Below are 14980 nucleotides of genomic sequence, written 5' to 3'. Positions count from 1 at the left end.
GCATGTCTTCCCATCCGTTCGCCGAATCGTTCGACCTTGAAGCCGCGTTCGCCGATGTGTCGGATCATTGGTCGCCGAAAGCTGTCGCACAGGTCAACGATCAGTACGTGAAGGTCGCGAAAGTGCGCGGGCAGCTCGTGGGGCACGACCACGAGCACGACGAATGCTGGATCGTGCTGATCGAGCCCGTGCAGATAAAGCATACGGGGAACGTGCAATCACCGTTGAAGAGGACGATCCAAAGGCGATAGATCGGAGCTGTTCATAGCGTTCCCTCCGTCTTCCAGGGTTTAGAACCGGTTGATTGACTTGTGGCGGCCAGACCCTTTCGCCATCCAAAGCGAAATGGTGCTCAGTGCAGTTTGACGTGCGGCGCGGTGCTTCGACGGAGCCGATGCGCGAGGGTATTGACGATCATGCGTGCATAGCCATGCAGCGCTGCAACGTGCATCCGATACAGCGACAAATACATGAAGCGAGCAAGCAGTCCGTCCACGAGCATGCTGCCGCCGATAAGACCTCCCATCAGACTCCCTACCGCATTCGCGTGCCCGAGCGACACTAGCGAGCCGAGATCGCGATAGGCAAACTCCGGAAGCTTTTGCCCCTCGATGCGTCGCCCAAGTGCCTTGACTAAAAACGATGCCTGCTGATGAGCCGCCTGGGCGCGCGGTGGAACATTGCGCTCGAAACCCAACCATGGACAGGCCGCGCAATCGCCGAATGCGAATATATGGTCGTCAAGATCCGTTTGAAGCGTGCGACGCACACTGAGTTGCCCCAGATGATTGACTGTCAGCCCATCGAGCGTTGAAAGCACCGCGGGTGCCTTGATGCCCGCGGCCCACACCGTGAGATCCGCACGTATCGTCTTGCCGTTTTTCGTGCGGATGAGTCCGGGCGCGACCTCCGCGACCCGCTCGTCGACCATCAACTTGACATTGAGTTTGCCCAGCAGTCCGGCAGCGGCGGTGGACACGCGTTCTTTCAACGCCGGCAGAATCCGCGGCCCAGCTTCAATGAGCACGATCCCGACGTCGTGTGTGGGGTCGAGCCGATGCAAGCCGTATGATGAAAGTACCTTCGCCGTATTGCGCAATTCGGCGGACAATTCCACGCCCGTAGCGCCCCCGCCAACGATCGCGACCTGGACACGAGGCGCGTGATCGACGGGCACTCCACATGCACTCCGCTCACCGGCGTCTCGTTGTTGTTCGGCGCGAATGCAAGCTGCAATCAGGCGCTTTCTGAAGCGTTCCGCTTGAGCGACGTTGTCAAGCGCGAGAGAATTTTCCGCCGCGCCCGGCACGCCGAAGTAATGCGTCGTACTACCGATGGCAAGAATCAACGAGTCGTACCCGATTCGGCGCGGCGGTACCAGTTCGGTTCCGTCGTCATCGAGCAGTGGCGAAAGCAGGACGTGCCTCGAGCCACGATCCAGTCCGACAAGTTCGCCCTGGATGAACTGGAAGCCGTGCCACTGGGCTTGCGCGGCGTACGCCAGTTCCTGTGCGAATGGGTCCAGACTTCCCGCTGCGACCTCGTGCAACAGGGGCTTCCAGATATGCGTCGGGTTGCGGTCGATCAACGTAATGGAGGCACGTTGCGCCCCGCTTCGCCGACCACCATAACGATCGCCTAGCCTCGTTGCGAGTTCGATGCCACCCGCCCCTCCTCCCACGATCACAAAACGATGCATGCAGATTCTCCCAGGTCGACGACGCGCGGTACGGAAATCCAACACAATGGTTGAGAACAACTATCGCAGAAGCCCGACAGCAGGAAAATCTCATAGTTCTGATGGTTGCCTTCAGGTTTTCTGATTGAGAGATCTCCTACTGACCTCGCCCTCAACGGCGTACTCGCACTGTCTGGAAACCCCTCCAGGTTCACACGCACGAGCCCCAAGACCCGACGCGCGACTTCACTTCGGCGCAGTCGGCTCGCCGCGATGGCCAGGCGCTCCAACGTACTGCTGAACGCAGTTCGGCGCCCTTCCACTCGGCGTGATCGTCAAAGGGATGATCGTAGGTGCCGCGCTGACGGCTGGGGGTCGTTCTTCGCCAGATCTGTGGTGATCAGGATGAAGCCATCGACGTTCACACTTTTGGTCGATGGATTGATGCTGTCGGCAGGTATCTCATCGTTGTGGGCCTCAATGGCACGACGTCTTTATTCTCCAATGCGCTTGAAGCTGGCGTAGTAATCGTCGGTGTAATAGCACTCGCCGGTTTGCTTGCGCGGCCCACCACATACGATCCGACGCTGCCCGCGATCCGTCGCGCCTGGTGTGCGAACCGTATAGGTGTGGTAGTAACCGCGCGGATGCTTCGGCAGCAAAGCCGCACTGTTACGAAACAAGACGCCGTCATCGCTAAACGGGAAGGGGCCGCCCGCTTTGATCAGTCGCAGAGTTTCGGCCGCCTCCGCCGGCAACTGCGCCTTGGTGACGGTGACCAGCGCGCCCGTTCCTTGGGCGCCTGATGCAGCGGTTGCATCGCTCGCACCCTGTGCTGGCTGAACCGGCGCCGAGCTCGCGGATGCGCCCGATGCCTCGGTGGCGCTTTGCGGTCCCTGCTTGCCGCATCCGCCGAAGATCGCGCTCAATGCGACGATGCAGGAGACAGCCCACGCTCTCTTCACGAAACGGTTCTCCCTTCGTTGACCAGCACCCGACGACCTGGATAGACGTAAAGGTATCGCTAATGACGGAGCGAATCAACGTTCGATCGGAAATAGTCTGCACGCGATCGGAATCCAGCCGTTTCCCCTATCGCGAACATTCGTCGCATGCGGCGAAAAGGGCCTGCGCATAAGATAAATCAACGGCTAGTTGCCGTTTGGAGCAGTCATGAAGCGGACCATCAGGATCGAATCAGATCAAGTCGACACATCGCCGCGCATCGCTCTGTGGGCGCTCTGATTCAGGCCTTTCTATCTGGCCGGTGCTCTGTTCGGCAGTATTGCCATGCTGCTCTGGCTCGGCGCGCTGGCAGGGTCGTTGCTGCTGGACTCCGCGTCCTATATGTCGGGAAAGCTGTGGCACGTTCACGAAATGATCTTTGGATTTGGCGCCGCGATCGTCGCGGGATTTCTGCTGACAGCGGTTCGCGCGTGGACCGGCACGAATCCCGCGCATGGCGCCGGTCTCGCGGCACTGTTGCCTCTTTGGCTCGCGGGCCGGATCTTGATGTGGCGCGGTTCGGGTCCGGTCGGCGTCGTCGTGAACGTGGCGTTTCTGCCCGTGGTTGCGCTTGTTCTGCTGCGCGTGCTCCTGCAGGCGAAGAATCGCCACAACGTCTTTCTGCCGGTCGCAGTCGGATTGCTCGCGCTTCTCAATGCCCTCTTCCATGTGCGGGCAACGCATGGTCACGGCGACCGGGCGCTGCGCAGTGCGTGGCTCGCGGTCGGTATGCTCGTTCTGTTCGTGACGATCATCGGGGGGCGCATCATTCCGTCGCTTACTGCCAATGCCGGTCCGGGTTTTAGCGCGAGACGCTGGCGATTCGTCGAAGCGACCGTCATTCCGGTGACGCTGCTCGCGTTTCTGCTGGACGCGCTTGGTGCGCCGTGGGCAGCAATCGTTGCTGCGGCCGCCGCGGCGGCGGCCATTCATGGGCTACGGCTCAGGTGTCTACTGGCGCGCACGGGTTCAGCAACTGAGCGCTACACAAGGGCTGACTCCGTTGCAGCGAGCAAGGCTCGTGAGGCTACTTAAGTCTCTTCCATGGTCGGTTCGGCGCGAAGATCCATCGTAGACCCGTGCCTGCATGCGCGCGAGAATCGTGGTTTAACGATGGTTTCCACACCTGCAGCGGAGTACGAAATGGACGATCCCTATGATCTTCAGCGCTTCCTCGATGCACAAGAGCCGGTCTACGACCAGGTATGCGATGAACTGAGGCACGGACGTAAGCGAAGCCACTGGATGTGGTTCGTGTTTCCTCAAATCGAGGGGCTCGGAACCAGCGCAATGGCTCAGCGATTCGCGCTTTCGTCGCTGGATGAAGCGCAAGCCTATCTGCGCCACCCGATACTCGGCCCACGGCTGCGCGAAACGACGCACCTAGTCAACCTCGTTAGCGACCGCTCCGTCGAGGAAATATTCGGGTATCCGGATGACCTGAAGTTTCGCTCGTCGGTCACCTTGTTCGCGCGCGCCACGAACGACAACGACGTATTCGTCGAAGCTTTGCGCAAGTATTTCGGCGGAGAAGCCGATCCGCGGACCCTCCAGCTGCTCTAGACCATTTTGGTAGCGGTCCCGCGCACGCGGGGCGCAGCGGACCGCGCAATTCCGCTCCCGGTGCAGTGCGTGGTCACTGCCCGCTCACATCGGCTGCACGGGATCGAAAGAGCAGCAGGTGATCCGTGCCGGATTCGGACAGCCAGACCTCGCCCGGACGACCCATCATCTGACGCACGTTCGCGTGGTCACGCGGCAGCGGCAACACGTCGAACCGCTCGGCACGCGGATCGAAGCGCACTAGCGCATTAGCGCTCCATTCGCTGAGCCAGACGATGTCCTGGTCGTCGACGAATATTGCATACGCGTGCGGATCGTTGCCGGGCAGTCGCCATTCGCGCCAATGATGCGTGCCAGGATCGTACACGCCGACTTTTCCGGCGTTCCACTCGCTGACCCAGATGCGCCCCCTTGAATCGGCCCAGACGCGGCGCGCGCCCTGATTCGACGTTGGTGGCTCGATGACCTGTGCCGCGCCCGTGGTCGGGTCAATGCGACCTACGTAATTTCCCGCCAGCGAAGCGAAATACAGATCCCCGGAGCGGGTCACGCAGATACCGTAGGGCCCGGCGCCGCGTGGGGCATCAAAGACGCGCATGCGCGATCGCTGCGGATCGAGTTCGCCGTAGATACCACTTTGCCCCGTAAACCACAGATGCCCCTGTTTGTCGAACACGGCGGTATTCAGATTGGCGTCCGGCCGGTCCTTGGGTAGCGGAAAACGCGTGACGGCGAGCGTCTTCGGATCGATACGCACGATTGCGTTCTGGCCGCCGTCAGTGACCCACACCGCGCGATCGGGGCCGACGATCACGCCATGTGGCGCCGATCCGGCGCCGAGCGCGATCATGTCGGTTTTGCCGCTGCGCGGGTCCAGTCGCCCGACCGCTCCCCGCGCCTGCGCGGTGTACCACACGGTGCCGTCATGCGCCGGTGCGACGTCATGCGGTGCGCTGCCGGCCGGGACGGCGAAGCTCTCGAACGACGGCGGCTGTGCTTGAGCCTGCGCGAGGCCAAGGTTGTCTGTGCTGATCGCGCAAGCGATGGCGTAAAGAGCCAGGGCAATCGCAGACCGGGCAGTCGATCGCGGGGCAAGCTTCGGAAAATGTTTGAAGTCCAAGCGGGCAAATTCCATCATCGCACGAAGTCGCTCGAGCGCCGCATGCCCCGGATGGATCGCGAACATCCACCAAAGAAGCCCCACAAGTAACAGCAGAGGAATCAGCATGGGTGGTCTCCATCGCTGCTTGTGCCAGCTAACGTATCACGAATGCCACTTGCCAAGGTCAACCCGACGTTTCAATGCTCGGCGGCGCGCTACGCGTCTGCCTTCAGCCGATCTCGACCGCCGTCTTCCCTGCCTGCCGACGCTCCTCTAGCGCGGCGTGCGCTTCCTCGACGTTGTCGAAAGTGCGATTCGCCGGGATATTCGTTGCCGGGTTTGCGTGCAATGGAACCGCACCAGGGTAAATACAGATTCGATCGCTCAAAAAGCTTTATAGAATGGCTAATATTAGCAAGGAGCAATACTGCTTGCTATAGATTAATAAAAGACATCCCGCAGAACCCGGAGACGCCATGCAGATCGACTACCAAACGATGCGGTTCGACTACGAGCGAGCCGCCGACCACGATGCCGGTGCACCGCTCACCTATCCGGTCGTGGTGATCGGCGCTGGCCCGGTCGGGTTGTCAGCGGCCATCGATCTGGCCCAGCAGGGCGTTCGCACCGTGCTGCTAGACAATGACGACACGCTGTCGAGCGGTTCGCGCGCAATCTGTTTTGCGAAGCGGACGCTGGAAATTTTCGATCGGCTCGGCTGCGGCAAGCAGATGGTCGACAAAGGCGTGAGCTGGAACGTCGGCAAGGTGTTCCTGCAGGATGAACTGATCTATACGTTCAACCTGCTGCCCGAGACAGGCCACGCGCGCCCGGCATTCATCAATCTGCAGCAGTACTACGTCGAGGGCTATCTGGTAGACGAGGCGAAGCGAACCGCGAATCTGCAGATGCGCTGGAAAAGCAATGTGATCGGTGTGACCCAGCAAGACGACCACGTCGAGTTGCGGGTCGAAACGCCCGACGGCATTTATCCGATGCGCGCGCAATACGTGGTCGCCGCCGACGGCGCGCGCAGCGCGGTGCGCAAGGCGCTCGGTCTCGACAGTTATGGTCGCACCTTCAAGGACCGCTTCCTGATCGCGGATGTGAAAATGAAGGCGCCGTTTCCGACCGAACGCTGGTTCTGGTTCGATCCGCCCTTCCATCGCAATCAATCCGTACTGCTGCACAGGCAGCCCGACAACGTCTGGCGCATCGATTTCCAGCTCGGCTGGGACGCCGATCCGGTCGCCGAAAAACAGCCTGAAAAAGTAATTCCGCGCGTAAAGGCGCTGCTCGGCGACGATGCCGGGTTCGAGCTCGAATGGGTCAGCGTCTACACGTTTTCGTGTTTGCGGATGGACAGTTTCCGGCATGGCCGCGTGCTGTTCGCGGGCGATTCGGCGCATGGCGTGTCGCCGTTCGGCGCGCGCGGCGCGAATAGCGGCGTGCAGGATGCCGACAATCTCGCCTGGAAGCTGCGGCTCGTCGTCAACGGCGACGCGCCGCCGGCGCTGCTCGATACCTATGCATCCGAGCGCGAGTATGCGGCGGACGAAAACATCCTGAACTCATCGCGCGCCACCGACTTCATCACGCCGAAAAGCGCGGTTTCGCGGATGTTCCGCGATGCCACGCTTAAGCTCGCGAAAGAGTGTCCGTTCGCGCGGCGCATCGTCAACAGCGGCCGTCTGTCGGTGCCGGCGGTGCTGCGCGACTCGCCCCTGAACACGCCCGACGCCGACGCGTTCACCGGTGCGATGGTGCCCGGCGCGGCCAGCACCGACGCGCCGGTCAAGCTCGCTGGCGAAGACGCCTGGTTCCTGAATCAAACCGGACATGGCGGCTTCACGGGCGTGCACTTCTGCGGCCCGGGAGACGACCTGACGAAATGCGCCGAACGGCTTCGCGCGCTCGCATGCCTCGCGGTGCCGGTTCACTCGTTGATCGTCGTGCCGCGTGGCGCGGCCGCGACCGCGCTGCCGGAGATGCATCACGTCACGGTGATCGAGGACGTCGAAGGCATCGTCACGCATCGCTTCGATGCGCGGCCCGGCACCTTTTATCTGCTGCGTCCGGACCAGCACGTCTGCGCGCGCTGGCGCGCCCTCGACACCGCATCGGTCGCCAAGGCCGTGGACCGCGCAACCTGCAACGGATAACCATCATGACCAAGCTGAACATCGAAACGAATATGGCCGATCCCGATGCGTTCTATGAAAAGCTCATCGACGCGCACAATGGACTGACCGACGAGCAAAGCCATTTCATGAACGCAAAGCTCGTGCTGCTGCTCGCGAACCACATCGGCGATGCCGACGTGCTGCTCGAAGCGCTGGCGCTGGCGCGCGCGGATTGACGACCCAGGCTCAGCGCCCGACCCAGCCGAACCGCCACGACAGCCGTCGTGTCGTGGCGAGCAGCCTCTGTGCGGTCGTGCCGTGCGTGCTGAAATCGAAGCCGCCCGACGGACCGATCACCGCGACCACCAGACTGACGCTGCCCGTATGATCGAACACGGGCGCGGCCAACGCGCCGATGCCCGGCACCGGCGCATCGAGTGCGTCATCGATGCCGTCGCTCACAACCTTCGCACGACGTGCCAGATAGGCCGGGGCCAACGACGGCGGGCCCTTTTTCGGCGCCACGAGCACTTCCGCCACCGGCGCGCCCGCGAGTCTGATCGATTCCTGCGACAACAGCCCGACCAATACGTCGTCCGCAAGATGCGCGGCGAACACGCGCCCTATCGCCGTGTTGACGAGCGACATCACGGTGCCCACGCGCAGGCTCACGTGTTGTGGTCTCGCCGATTCTTCGAAGCGGATTACCGTAGGACCCAAAGGTCCAAGAATCGCCACCGCGACGCTCATGCCGGACTCCGCCGCAAGCGTGACGATCTCCGGTTCGGCATCGCGAATCGGCGACATGCGCTGCAATGCGATCAGGCCGAGCTCCATGCCGAGCGGTCCCGCACTGAAAAGACCGGCGTCGTCGCGGCTCAGCAAGCCGACCTTGAGCAGACTCACCAGATGCGGAAACGCCTTGGCGGCGGGCATATCGGCGGCCGCGGCCAGATCGCGCAGCGACAGCGGACGGCCGGCGGCAACGAGTGCCAGCAGGAGTTCGCCTGTGTTGTCGAGCGCGCTGATTCCGCGCTGAGCTTTCGTGTCGTTGAGTTGGGGCGTGTTCGCGTCGGACGCGTCCGGGGTTTCGATCTGCATGATTCTCAGTTGGGTGTGACCAGCGCTTCGGTGATACGTCGGGAAGTTTCGAGCAACTGACGCGCGACCACACCATCCCACGCGACTTCGATCGAGCCCGACGAGCCGATCGCCGTCAACGCGAGTTGCATCCGTTGATCGCCATCGAACACCGGCACGCTCAGACTGCTGATGCCCGGACTCGGCGCATCGATTCCTCGCTCGATGCCGCGCGCGCGGATCTCATCGAAGCGTTTGCGCCACTCCGTGCTAGTCGGCCCTTTGGCGGCGCGGCCGCGCGCCGGCGTCGGGTCCGCCGAATGCGCCTGGTTTCGCGCCATTTGCGCGACCTGCTCGGGCGCGCAGAACGCGCAGAATACGCGGCCCGTCGATGTCGCTTCGAGCGACATCACCGTGCCGATGTGCAGATTGACATGCAGCGGCGCACCGCTGCGCTCGTATCGGACTATGGTCGGGCCCTGCACGCCCGCCACGCAGATCGCCACGCTAAGACCGATCCGCTCCGCGAGCGACGCCGCGTGGGTAGCCGCGATGCGATAGACCGGCTGCTGTTCGATATGCATGAGGCCAAGCCGCAACGACAGCGGCCCCGGCTCGTAGTTGCCGGTCAGGGCATCGCGCTTGACGAGGCCGAGGCGCGTCAGGCTCACGAGATAGGTATGCGCCTGCGCCGACGACAGTTGCGCCTCGCCGGCCAGTTCGGTCAGCCCGAGCGGTTCGCGCTGTCGCGCCAGCGCCTGCAGCAGACGTCCGCCGACCTCGACGCTCTGAATCCCCCGCTGTTTCTTTTCGCTTGTCGTATCAGCCATCGTGTTGTCCGCCCTTGACCCGAAGGAGATTCGGCCCGTCCGCTGTCGCCCGTGGAAGGCCTAGATGGTATCCGATCGGACCGTGCCGACCAACCAACGGAGTTTACCCTAGCTTAGTGAATGACAAGGTATTTTGTCATTGACAAATATCAGCGTGACGACGACTATTAGTCATCCCCCAACGAGTCGTGAGACGGAGACAGACATGGCGAAGGCTTTCGCATCCCAGGCCGACCTGGAAGAGAAGAAGATCACGTGGACCCAATTGTCGGAAAACGCGTATGCGTATACGGCCGAGGGCGACCCCAACTCCGGCGTGATCATCGGCGACGACGGCGTGCTGATCGTCGACACCACCGCCACGCCGGCCATGGCGCAAGACCTGATCGCGAAGATCCGCAGCGTCACCGACAAGCCGATCAAATACGTCGTGCTGTCGCACTATCACGCGGTGCGTGTGCTGGGTGCGTCGGCGTACTTCAAGGAAGGGGCACAGCAGGTGATCGCCAGCCGCGGCACCTACGAAATGATCGTCGAGCGCGGCGAAGCCGATATGAAGTCGGAGATCGAACGCTTCCCGCGTCTTTTTGCAGGCGTCGAAACGGTGCCCGGTCTGACGTGGCCGACGCTGGTTTTCGAAAAGGAAATGACGCTCTTTCTCGGCAAGCTCGAAGTGCGCATCGCGCATCTCGGCTCCGGCCACACGAAGGGTGACACGGTCGTCTGGCTGCCGTCGCAGAAGGTGCTGTTCTCCGGCGACCTGGTCGAGTATGAAGCGGCCTGCTATTGCGGCGACGCGCAACTCGAACAATGGCCGACGACGCTCGAAGCACTGCGCGACCTGAACGCGGAGAAGCTGGTGCCGGGTCGCGGCCCCGCGCTGCTGTCGCCGGCGGAAGTGAACAAGGGCCTCGATTACACGAAAGACTTCGTCACCATGCTGTTGCAGGCGGGCCGTGACGCATTCAGGGACAAGCTCGATCTGAAGGGCGCGATGGCGCTCACGCGCAAGGCAATGGACCCGAAGTTCGGCAACGTCTTCATCTACGAGCATTGCCTGCCGTTCGACGTGTCGCGAGCCTACGACGAAGCGAGCGGCATCAGCCATCCGCGCATCTGGACCGCGCAGCGCGACAAGGAAATGTGGGACGCGCTGCAGAATTGATCGCGCCACGCACTCGGGAAAGGCCGTCCGGTCTTTCCTCACTTCCGTTTAGACCATGAAGGCGCGCTCCGCACGCGGAGCGCGACATGCAGCATTCCCTCGATGGCAACGCGATCGGCTGCGCCGCGCCCGTCGCGAGTGACGATTCGATGTTCAAGAAGGTCGCGTGGCGCGTCGTGCCGTTTCTCTTTCTTTGCTATGTCGCGTCCGTTGTGGACCGGATCAATATCGGCTTCGCGCAATTGCAGATGAAGCATGAGTTCAGCTTCAGCGACGCGATGTATGGACTCAGCGCGGCCGTGTTCTATCTCGTCTATGTGCTGTGCGAAGTGCCGAGCATACATAGTCGAATATATACCTAGTATTCCAGTGCTTTTCAGACGGACCTCAAATGCCGCTGGCAGCAAGCATCACCCCCGGCACTGGCGAGCTACCTGTTGCGGGCGTGTTGACCTGGGTTTGACGTGCCGGCCCTGAGCACAGGGTATCCGACTACCAGGACGTGCTGCAACTGCTGCTGCCGCGCGGACGTGTGTGGCTCCGCGAAGTCGTGACGACACAGACTGCAGTGCTGCGCGGGCTGACTCTCACCTGCGCCACGCTCGATGCATGCGCAGCGTTTCTGCCCACCGATGCTTTTCCCGCTTCGACGTTTGAACTGCTACCGGAGCGTGAAGCCACCCTTGGGCCTTCCCGATCCCTGCGCCGATTCCGCGCCCACCGTAGCCTAAGGTGTCGCAGAGGTCGTCGCACGGCACATTGCGACGGGCGGCCAGTCCGTTGCCTATACGCAGCCGTCGCCGCGGCGACCGGCTACGCCATCACGACTCGGCAGTTTGCTCCCTCGCAGTTTGGCGCGGCATTCTGCTCACTTTTTGCCGACGATGACTGAGATTTTATCTGGCAGGTTGATGCAACCACCCTCACCGTCAGCAACCTGAGCTTCGTCGGTGCGTTCGCCACGCCCTTCTCCGCATAGGCGAAACAACGTACTTTAGTGCGAGCTGAAACGCCTCGCGCCTGCCCATACCGTGCTGCTTTTGTGTGCGGGTCAACTTCACGTACCGGTGAATTCCTGAGCCGACTCATTGCACCCAATACCGTTAGCGCCGCGTGAAATGCATCGTTTCGCGCTGCTCTGTTGCCTGCTCGCGACCTGTACGGTGATCGATATCGAAGGCAACGCAATCACCGCGAGCCATATCGAAGACCACACGGGTATGGTCAAGGTGCCGGCGTCACCGCCTGCTTCGTCGCTATCTCAATAATTGTCAATTTGCATGCCATGATTTAAATTGTGCAGCGCCACGTAATAGAGACGGTCAGGATGGGAGCCACGAAAATTGAGACGGTGCAGACTTCCGCCCGCGTAGTCAAAAGGTCAGTCGTAAATAATTGAGAGTATTTGTGAGTTATCTTCTAAAACAAACATTTTGACGAAAGCGGCTTCGCCATCCTTCCCAGTTTCTATTCGCCAGAACAGATAGATGAGGTTGTCGATTCGATCACAGAGCGTAAGCTCGATCGACCGATGAATGTGACAGTGGACCTGCTAGACACAGGAGAACGTAGTTTCCTGGGTTTGCTGACACCGCAGGAAAAATCGCGACGCGACGGATGAAGATCAACGATCTCTATCTCGATATGGCTGGAGTTCGCGAACTTGCACTGTCAGAGCGGATCGCTCCGATTCTTCGGGATCTATTGGGCCACTTGCCTGCACTCTGTAACAGTCTCTACTTCGAAAAAGGCAGTCAACAACCCGCCCACGTCGACTCGATTTACATGACTCCGACAACTCCCGATCACCTGATCGCTATCTGGGTTGCGCTTGAAGACGCGCACGTGGATGCAGGGCAACTGGAATACTACCCAGGTAGTCATAAAATCGAGCAGATGATTTTCAGCAACGGTACGCCCCACTTTGTACCTGATGAAATGCCAAAGTGGCATGCGTATATGGACGCCGAGGTGGAGCGGCATGGCTTTGAGAAGAAAACCTTCTCGGCAAGAAAAGGTGACGTATTGATCTGGCACGCCAACCTGCTGCATGGCGGTGGTCCGATCGCGGACCCGTCGCGCACGCGCAAGTCGCTCGTCTTCCACTATTTCTCTGCCGACGACGCGACGAACCTCGATCTGAAATTGCACCCCATGTCGTGCGGATTCTGGATTGATCGGCCCATCCAGGACGTTCCAGAGGAAGCGTTTGAGCGCGCCCGCTTCGAGAAAGCGTATCTCACCAAATATCCGGACGTGGCACGAGCCGTGAAGGAGAGCAGGTTCGTTTCAGGTATTCAACACTACGATCTTTTTGGAAAGGCGGGGGGGCGCTCAATCTGAAACTCTCCACGTTGCAACGACAAAGAGCAAGCGTCATTGAGTCTCGTTTGCGCATCCTGGCAATACTTTCAGAGCGTCATATCGTCCCAACGATAACAAAGTTTCAATATTTACAACGCCTCATTTCGGCCAAATTTCGCGAGCCTGGAAATGCATCGCGCATTTAATTAATGAATCGAAACACTTCGCGCAGCGTCGACATCATCGCTCACAGAGGAACCATGAAATGAGCGGTCAGACGCGAACACAGATCACCTGGCTCAAAGCGTTCTGGTTGCTCTTCAAAGGTAGCCCGGAAGTCGTTGGCAAGGGCTACAAGTGGAAATCCTGCATCCTGAATTTGGCGCTCGTCTGGACCATTGGGACGCCGTTCATCTTTCAACTTTTTGACGCCCAATTCTCTGGTTCGCTGCCGCCGGAAGCGCCGCTGATCAGGGGGACTGGCAGGTTTGTCCACAAGTTCACCCAGTTCGGTATCCGGAGCGTGCCCTATGTGGACTTCGAGACCGACGATGGCCGGCACTATGTAACTGGCCGCTACGTGATGGACAGCATCGGTCTCGAAGCGCTGGCCCGGACCAAGCCGCCAGTTCATGTGTACGCCGAGGGATTCCTGCTTGAGAACGGCAAGGGATCGTACTGGCCTCTCGTAATTCGTACGCCCGGCGGCATAGACCTGATCCCGCAACAGCGCCTGCAGGATTCGCTGCGGCGTGCCCGTCGTTACCCTTGGAAAGCGCTCATGGTGATGTATTCGATCGCCGGTGTGTTGTGGGCGATCAGCACTCTGAACGCCTATCGCCTGAAGAAAAAACTGTCAAAGGAGGACGTGTAAATGCCAACAGAAGACCCAGCACGACGACGCGGTATTCAATCTCACGAAGGCCGAAGGAGACACGCAGACGGCGCTGGGCACGCTGGCCTCAGACATGGGGCTTAACCCGAACGTACCGCTTGCTGTGCTCTCCGTCACGGAGAATGCCAGTCCCGACGAGACCTTTAGCCGCTCGGTCGCGGCGATGATCGACGATGTCAAACGGGCGCACCCGCGCGTGCTGGCGGCGCAGGCGCAGTTCGAGTCCGCGAACGCCGCCATCGCCCAGACACGTGCGCAAGGGTTACCGAACGTCAGTCTCATTGCGAAGTACAGCCGCAACAACCAACCGACGAGCCTGGGTCTGGGTGTTCAAACGTTTCCGGCAACCGGGCGTGATGCCTACATCGGCGTGCAGGTAAGTATTCCGTTTTTCGAAGGGTTCGGGCGGCATTACCAGATCCGGCAAGCCGAGGCTGAAGCAGAACGTCAACGCGACGCGGCCGCGGAAACACAGCAGCAGGTGGCGCTTGATGTCTGGGCGGGTTATCAGACGCTGCGCACTGCCACGCGAAATGCGATGCATAGCGAGACGGCGCTCGCGATTGCCCGACGCTCATTCGACGCCGCTGAGCATCGCTACCGGGTAGGTGTGGGGAACATCCTCGAAGTACTGAACACGCAGACATCGCTTGCCACGGCTCAGCAACGGCGCGTTCAGACGCTCGCTGACTGGCACAATGCGAAACTGCAACTGGCATCGAGGCTCGGCCGCCTTGACATGAACAGCGTTGGGGATGAATGATAAGCCGCCATACGGTGCGCGGCTTCGACGGCGAAACGATGCTCGCGGCCGAACGCGGTTTCTTCTGGCGCAACGGTCGACGCCTGAAACTGCTCAATTCTGAATACCTGTACGGAGCAACCAGTTCAAGTTGCCTGGCGGGGAGCAACGTCCATTTGAGCAGCACGGATCTCGCTGCTCCCTTCTTGCGGGACCGCTTGTGCTTGGCGGGCTGACGTTGACGGCCGCTACTGCCGCGCCCCCGCAGAAGCCCCATCCCCCGACGCCGCAACACCCATCTTCGCACCACCCGCACTCGTGCTGTCGTTGCCGGCCTGGTGCGCTTTCTGACAACCCGCCACGCCGGAGATCAATGGCGTAAGCAGTAACACAGCCAATATGAATCGTTTCATCTCGGCTCCTCGCGTCGATCATTGGTAACGCCGCCAACGCATAACCCGTAACCGCAGCACTAGGCATGCCCACCCGCACC

Annotated in this window: 15 protein-coding genes and 2 pseudogenes; 12 read left to right on the top strand and 5 right to left on the bottom strand. The window is 60.8% G+C overall.

Features of this window, described 5'->3' with window-relative positions; all coding sequences use genetic code 11:
* The first annotated feature begins 2 nt into the window (after positions 1–2).
* Positions 3–251: a hypothetical protein gene (locus tag F6X40_RS22465; protein ID WP_187629268.1), complete on the top strand. Its 249-nt coding sequence runs from the start codon at positions 3–5 to the stop codon at positions 249–251.
* 101 nt (positions 252–352) lie between these two features.
* Here the strand turns inward: F6X40_RS22465 and F6X40_RS22460 are convergent, their stop codons facing one another.
* Both F6X40_RS22460 and F6X40_RS22455 read right to left on the bottom strand, forming a co-directional pair.
* A complete protein-coding gene (locus F6X40_RS22460) occupies positions 353–1699 on the bottom strand; it encodes an NAD(P)/FAD-dependent oxidoreductase (protein ID WP_187629319.1) in 1347 nt (448 codons plus the stop codon).
* A gap of 473 nt (positions 1700–2172) precedes the next feature.
* A complete protein-coding gene (locus F6X40_RS22455; RefSeq protein WP_184039907.1) occupies positions 2173–2643 on the bottom strand; it encodes a ribonuclease in 471 nt (156 codons plus the stop codon).
* A gap of 325 nt (positions 2644–2968) precedes the next feature.
* On the opposite strand from F6X40_RS22455, the gene F6X40_RS22450 reads away from it, so the two are divergent.
* Together F6X40_RS22450 and F6X40_RS22445 are read left to right on the top strand one after the other, a co-directional pair.
* Complete coding sequence (locus tag F6X40_RS22450; RefSeq protein WP_410452447.1) at positions 2969–3718, top strand: NnrS family protein; 750 nt, start codon at positions 2969–2971, stop codon at positions 3716–3718.
* A 108-nt stretch (positions 3719–3826) separates the two neighbouring features.
* Positions 3827–4246, top strand: coding sequence for a DUF1810 domain-containing protein (locus tag F6X40_RS22445; RefSeq protein ID WP_184073894.1), 420 nt, complete (start codon positions 3827–3829; stop codon positions 4244–4246).
* Positions 4247–4319: 73 nt separating this feature from the next.
* Here the strand turns inward: F6X40_RS22445 and F6X40_RS22440 are convergent, their stop codons facing one another.
* Positions 4320–5474 carry an SMP-30/gluconolactonase/LRE family protein gene (locus tag F6X40_RS22440; RefSeq protein WP_187629267.1) on the bottom strand — a complete coding sequence of 385 codons (1155 nt, stop codon included), beginning with the start codon at positions 5472–5474 and terminating at the stop codon, positions 4320–4322.
* 350 nt (positions 5475–5824) lie between these two features.
* Here F6X40_RS22440 and F6X40_RS22435 point away from each other — a divergent pair, with 350 nt between their 5' ends.
* Positions 5825–7510 (top strand): FAD-dependent oxidoreductase, encoded by a 1686-nt coding sequence (locus tag F6X40_RS22435; protein WP_187629266.1) that lies wholly within the window; start codon positions 5825–5827, stop codon positions 7508–7510.
* Between the two features lie 5 nt (positions 7511–7515).
* Positions 7516–7707, top strand: a complete 192-nt coding sequence (locus tag F6X40_RS22430; protein WP_013094246.1) for a DUF2783 domain-containing protein — start codon at positions 7516–7518, stop codon at positions 7705–7707.
* 10 nt (positions 7708–7717) lie between these two features.
* On the opposite strand, the gene F6X40_RS22425 is transcribed toward F6X40_RS22430, so the two are convergent.
* Entirely contained in the window at positions 7718–8572 is an 855-nt protein-coding gene (locus tag F6X40_RS22425; protein WP_187629265.1) for an IclR family transcriptional regulator, read from the bottom strand.
* Between the two features lie 5 nt (positions 8573–8577).
* Positions 8578–9381, bottom strand: a complete 804-nt coding sequence (locus F6X40_RS22420) for an IclR family transcriptional regulator (RefSeq protein WP_187629264.1) — start codon at positions 9379–9381, stop codon at positions 8578–8580.
* 205 nt (positions 9382–9586) lie between these two features.
* On the opposite strand from F6X40_RS22420, the gene F6X40_RS22415 reads away from it, so the two are divergent.
* From F6X40_RS22415 to F6X40_RS42460, 7 genes and pseudogenes are all read left to right on the top strand, one after another.
* A complete protein-coding gene (locus F6X40_RS22415) occupies positions 9587–10546 on the top strand; it encodes an MBL fold metallo-hydrolase (protein WP_187629263.1) in 960 nt (319 codons plus the stop codon).
* An 86-nt stretch (positions 10547–10632) separates the two neighbouring features.
* Positions 10633–10884 (top strand): annotated as a pseudogene (locus F6X40_RS22410) (MFS transporter); the annotation flags it as partial.
* Positions 10885–11664: 780 nt separating this feature from the next.
* Complete coding sequence (locus F6X40_RS22405) at positions 11665–11814, top strand: hypothetical protein (protein WP_167368803.1); 150 nt, start codon at positions 11665–11667, stop codon at positions 11812–11814.
* A 349-nt stretch (positions 11815–12163) separates the two neighbouring features.
* The gene (locus F6X40_RS22400; protein WP_187629262.1) at positions 12164–12889 is read left to right on the top strand and encodes a phytanoyl-CoA dioxygenase family protein; all 726 of its coding nucleotides are present in this window, start codon (positions 12164–12166) and stop codon (positions 12887–12889) included.
* Between the two features lie 226 nt (positions 12890–13115).
* Positions 13116–13724: a hypothetical protein gene (locus F6X40_RS22395; protein WP_187629261.1), complete on the top strand. Its 609-nt coding sequence runs from the start codon at positions 13116–13118 to the stop codon at positions 13722–13724.
* A gap of 184 nt (positions 13725–13908) precedes the next feature.
* On the top strand, positions 13909–14508 hold the full coding sequence (locus F6X40_RS22390) for a TolC family protein (RefSeq protein ID WP_262421507.1): 600 nt from the start codon (positions 13909–13911) through the stop codon (positions 14506–14508).
* A gap of 2 nt (positions 14509–14510) precedes the next feature.
* Positions 14511–14586: pseudogene (locus F6X40_RS42460) on the top strand (ShlB/FhaC/HecB family hemolysin secretion/activation protein); the annotation flags it as partial.
* Positions 14587–14980 lie beyond the last annotated feature (394 nt).

Source organism: Paraburkholderia sp. UCT31, assembly GCF_014397655.1.
Taxonomy (GTDB): Bacteria; Pseudomonadota; Gammaproteobacteria; order Burkholderiales; family Burkholderiaceae; genus Paraburkholderia; species Paraburkholderia tuberum.
The sequence above is the reverse complement of the archived record's forward strand: the minus strand, read 5'-3'. Positions and strand labels throughout refer to the sequence as shown.

Coding starts and splice junctions, on each gene's coding strand:
- F6X40_RS22420 (WP_187629264.1), bottom strand. CDS start 9,381: ATGGCTGATACGACAAGCGAAAAGAAACAGCGGGGGATTCAGAGCGTC.
- F6X40_RS22440 (WP_187629267.1), bottom strand. CDS start 5,474: ATGCTGATTCCTCTGCTGTTACTTGTGGGGCTTCTTTGGTGGATGTTC.
- F6X40_RS22400 (WP_187629262.1), top strand. CDS start 12,164: ATGAAGATCAACGATCTCTATCTCGATATGGCTGGAGTTCGCGAACTT.
- F6X40_RS22425 (WP_187629265.1), bottom strand. CDS start 8,572: ATGCAGATCGAAACCCCGGACGCGTCCGACGCGAACACGCCCCAACTC.
- F6X40_RS22405 (WP_167368803.1), top strand. CDS start 11,665: ATGCATCGTTTCGCGCTGCTCTGTTGCCTGCTCGCGACCTGTACGGTG.
- F6X40_RS22445 (WP_184073894.1), top strand. CDS start 3,827: ATGGACGATCCCTATGATCTTCAGCGCTTCCTCGATGCACAAGAGCCG.
- F6X40_RS22395 (WP_187629261.1), top strand. CDS start 13,116: ATGAGCGGTCAGACGCGAACACAGATCACCTGGCTCAAAGCGTTCTGG.
- F6X40_RS22460 (WP_187629319.1), bottom strand. CDS start 1,699: ATGCATCGTTTTGTGATCGTGGGAGGAGGGGCGGGTGGCATCGAACTC.
- F6X40_RS22450 (WP_410452447.1), top strand. CDS start 2,969: ATGCTGCTCTGGCTCGGCGCGCTGGCAGGGTCGTTGCTGCTGGACTCC.
- F6X40_RS22430 (WP_013094246.1), top strand. CDS start 7,516: ATGACCAAGCTGAACATCGAAACGAATATGGCCGATCCCGATGCGTTC.
- F6X40_RS22415 (WP_187629263.1), top strand. CDS start 9,587: ATGGCGAAGGCTTTCGCATCCCAGGCCGACCTGGAAGAGAAGAAGATC.
- F6X40_RS22390 (WP_262421507.1), top strand. CDS start 13,909: ATGATCGACGATGTCAAACGGGCGCACCCGCGCGTGCTGGCGGCGCAG.
- F6X40_RS22465 (WP_187629268.1), top strand. CDS start 3: ATGTCTTCCCATCCGTTCGCCGAATCGTTCGACCTTGAAGCCGCGTTC.
- F6X40_RS22435 (WP_187629266.1), top strand. CDS start 5,825: ATGCAGATCGACTACCAAACGATGCGGTTCGACTACGAGCGAGCCGCC.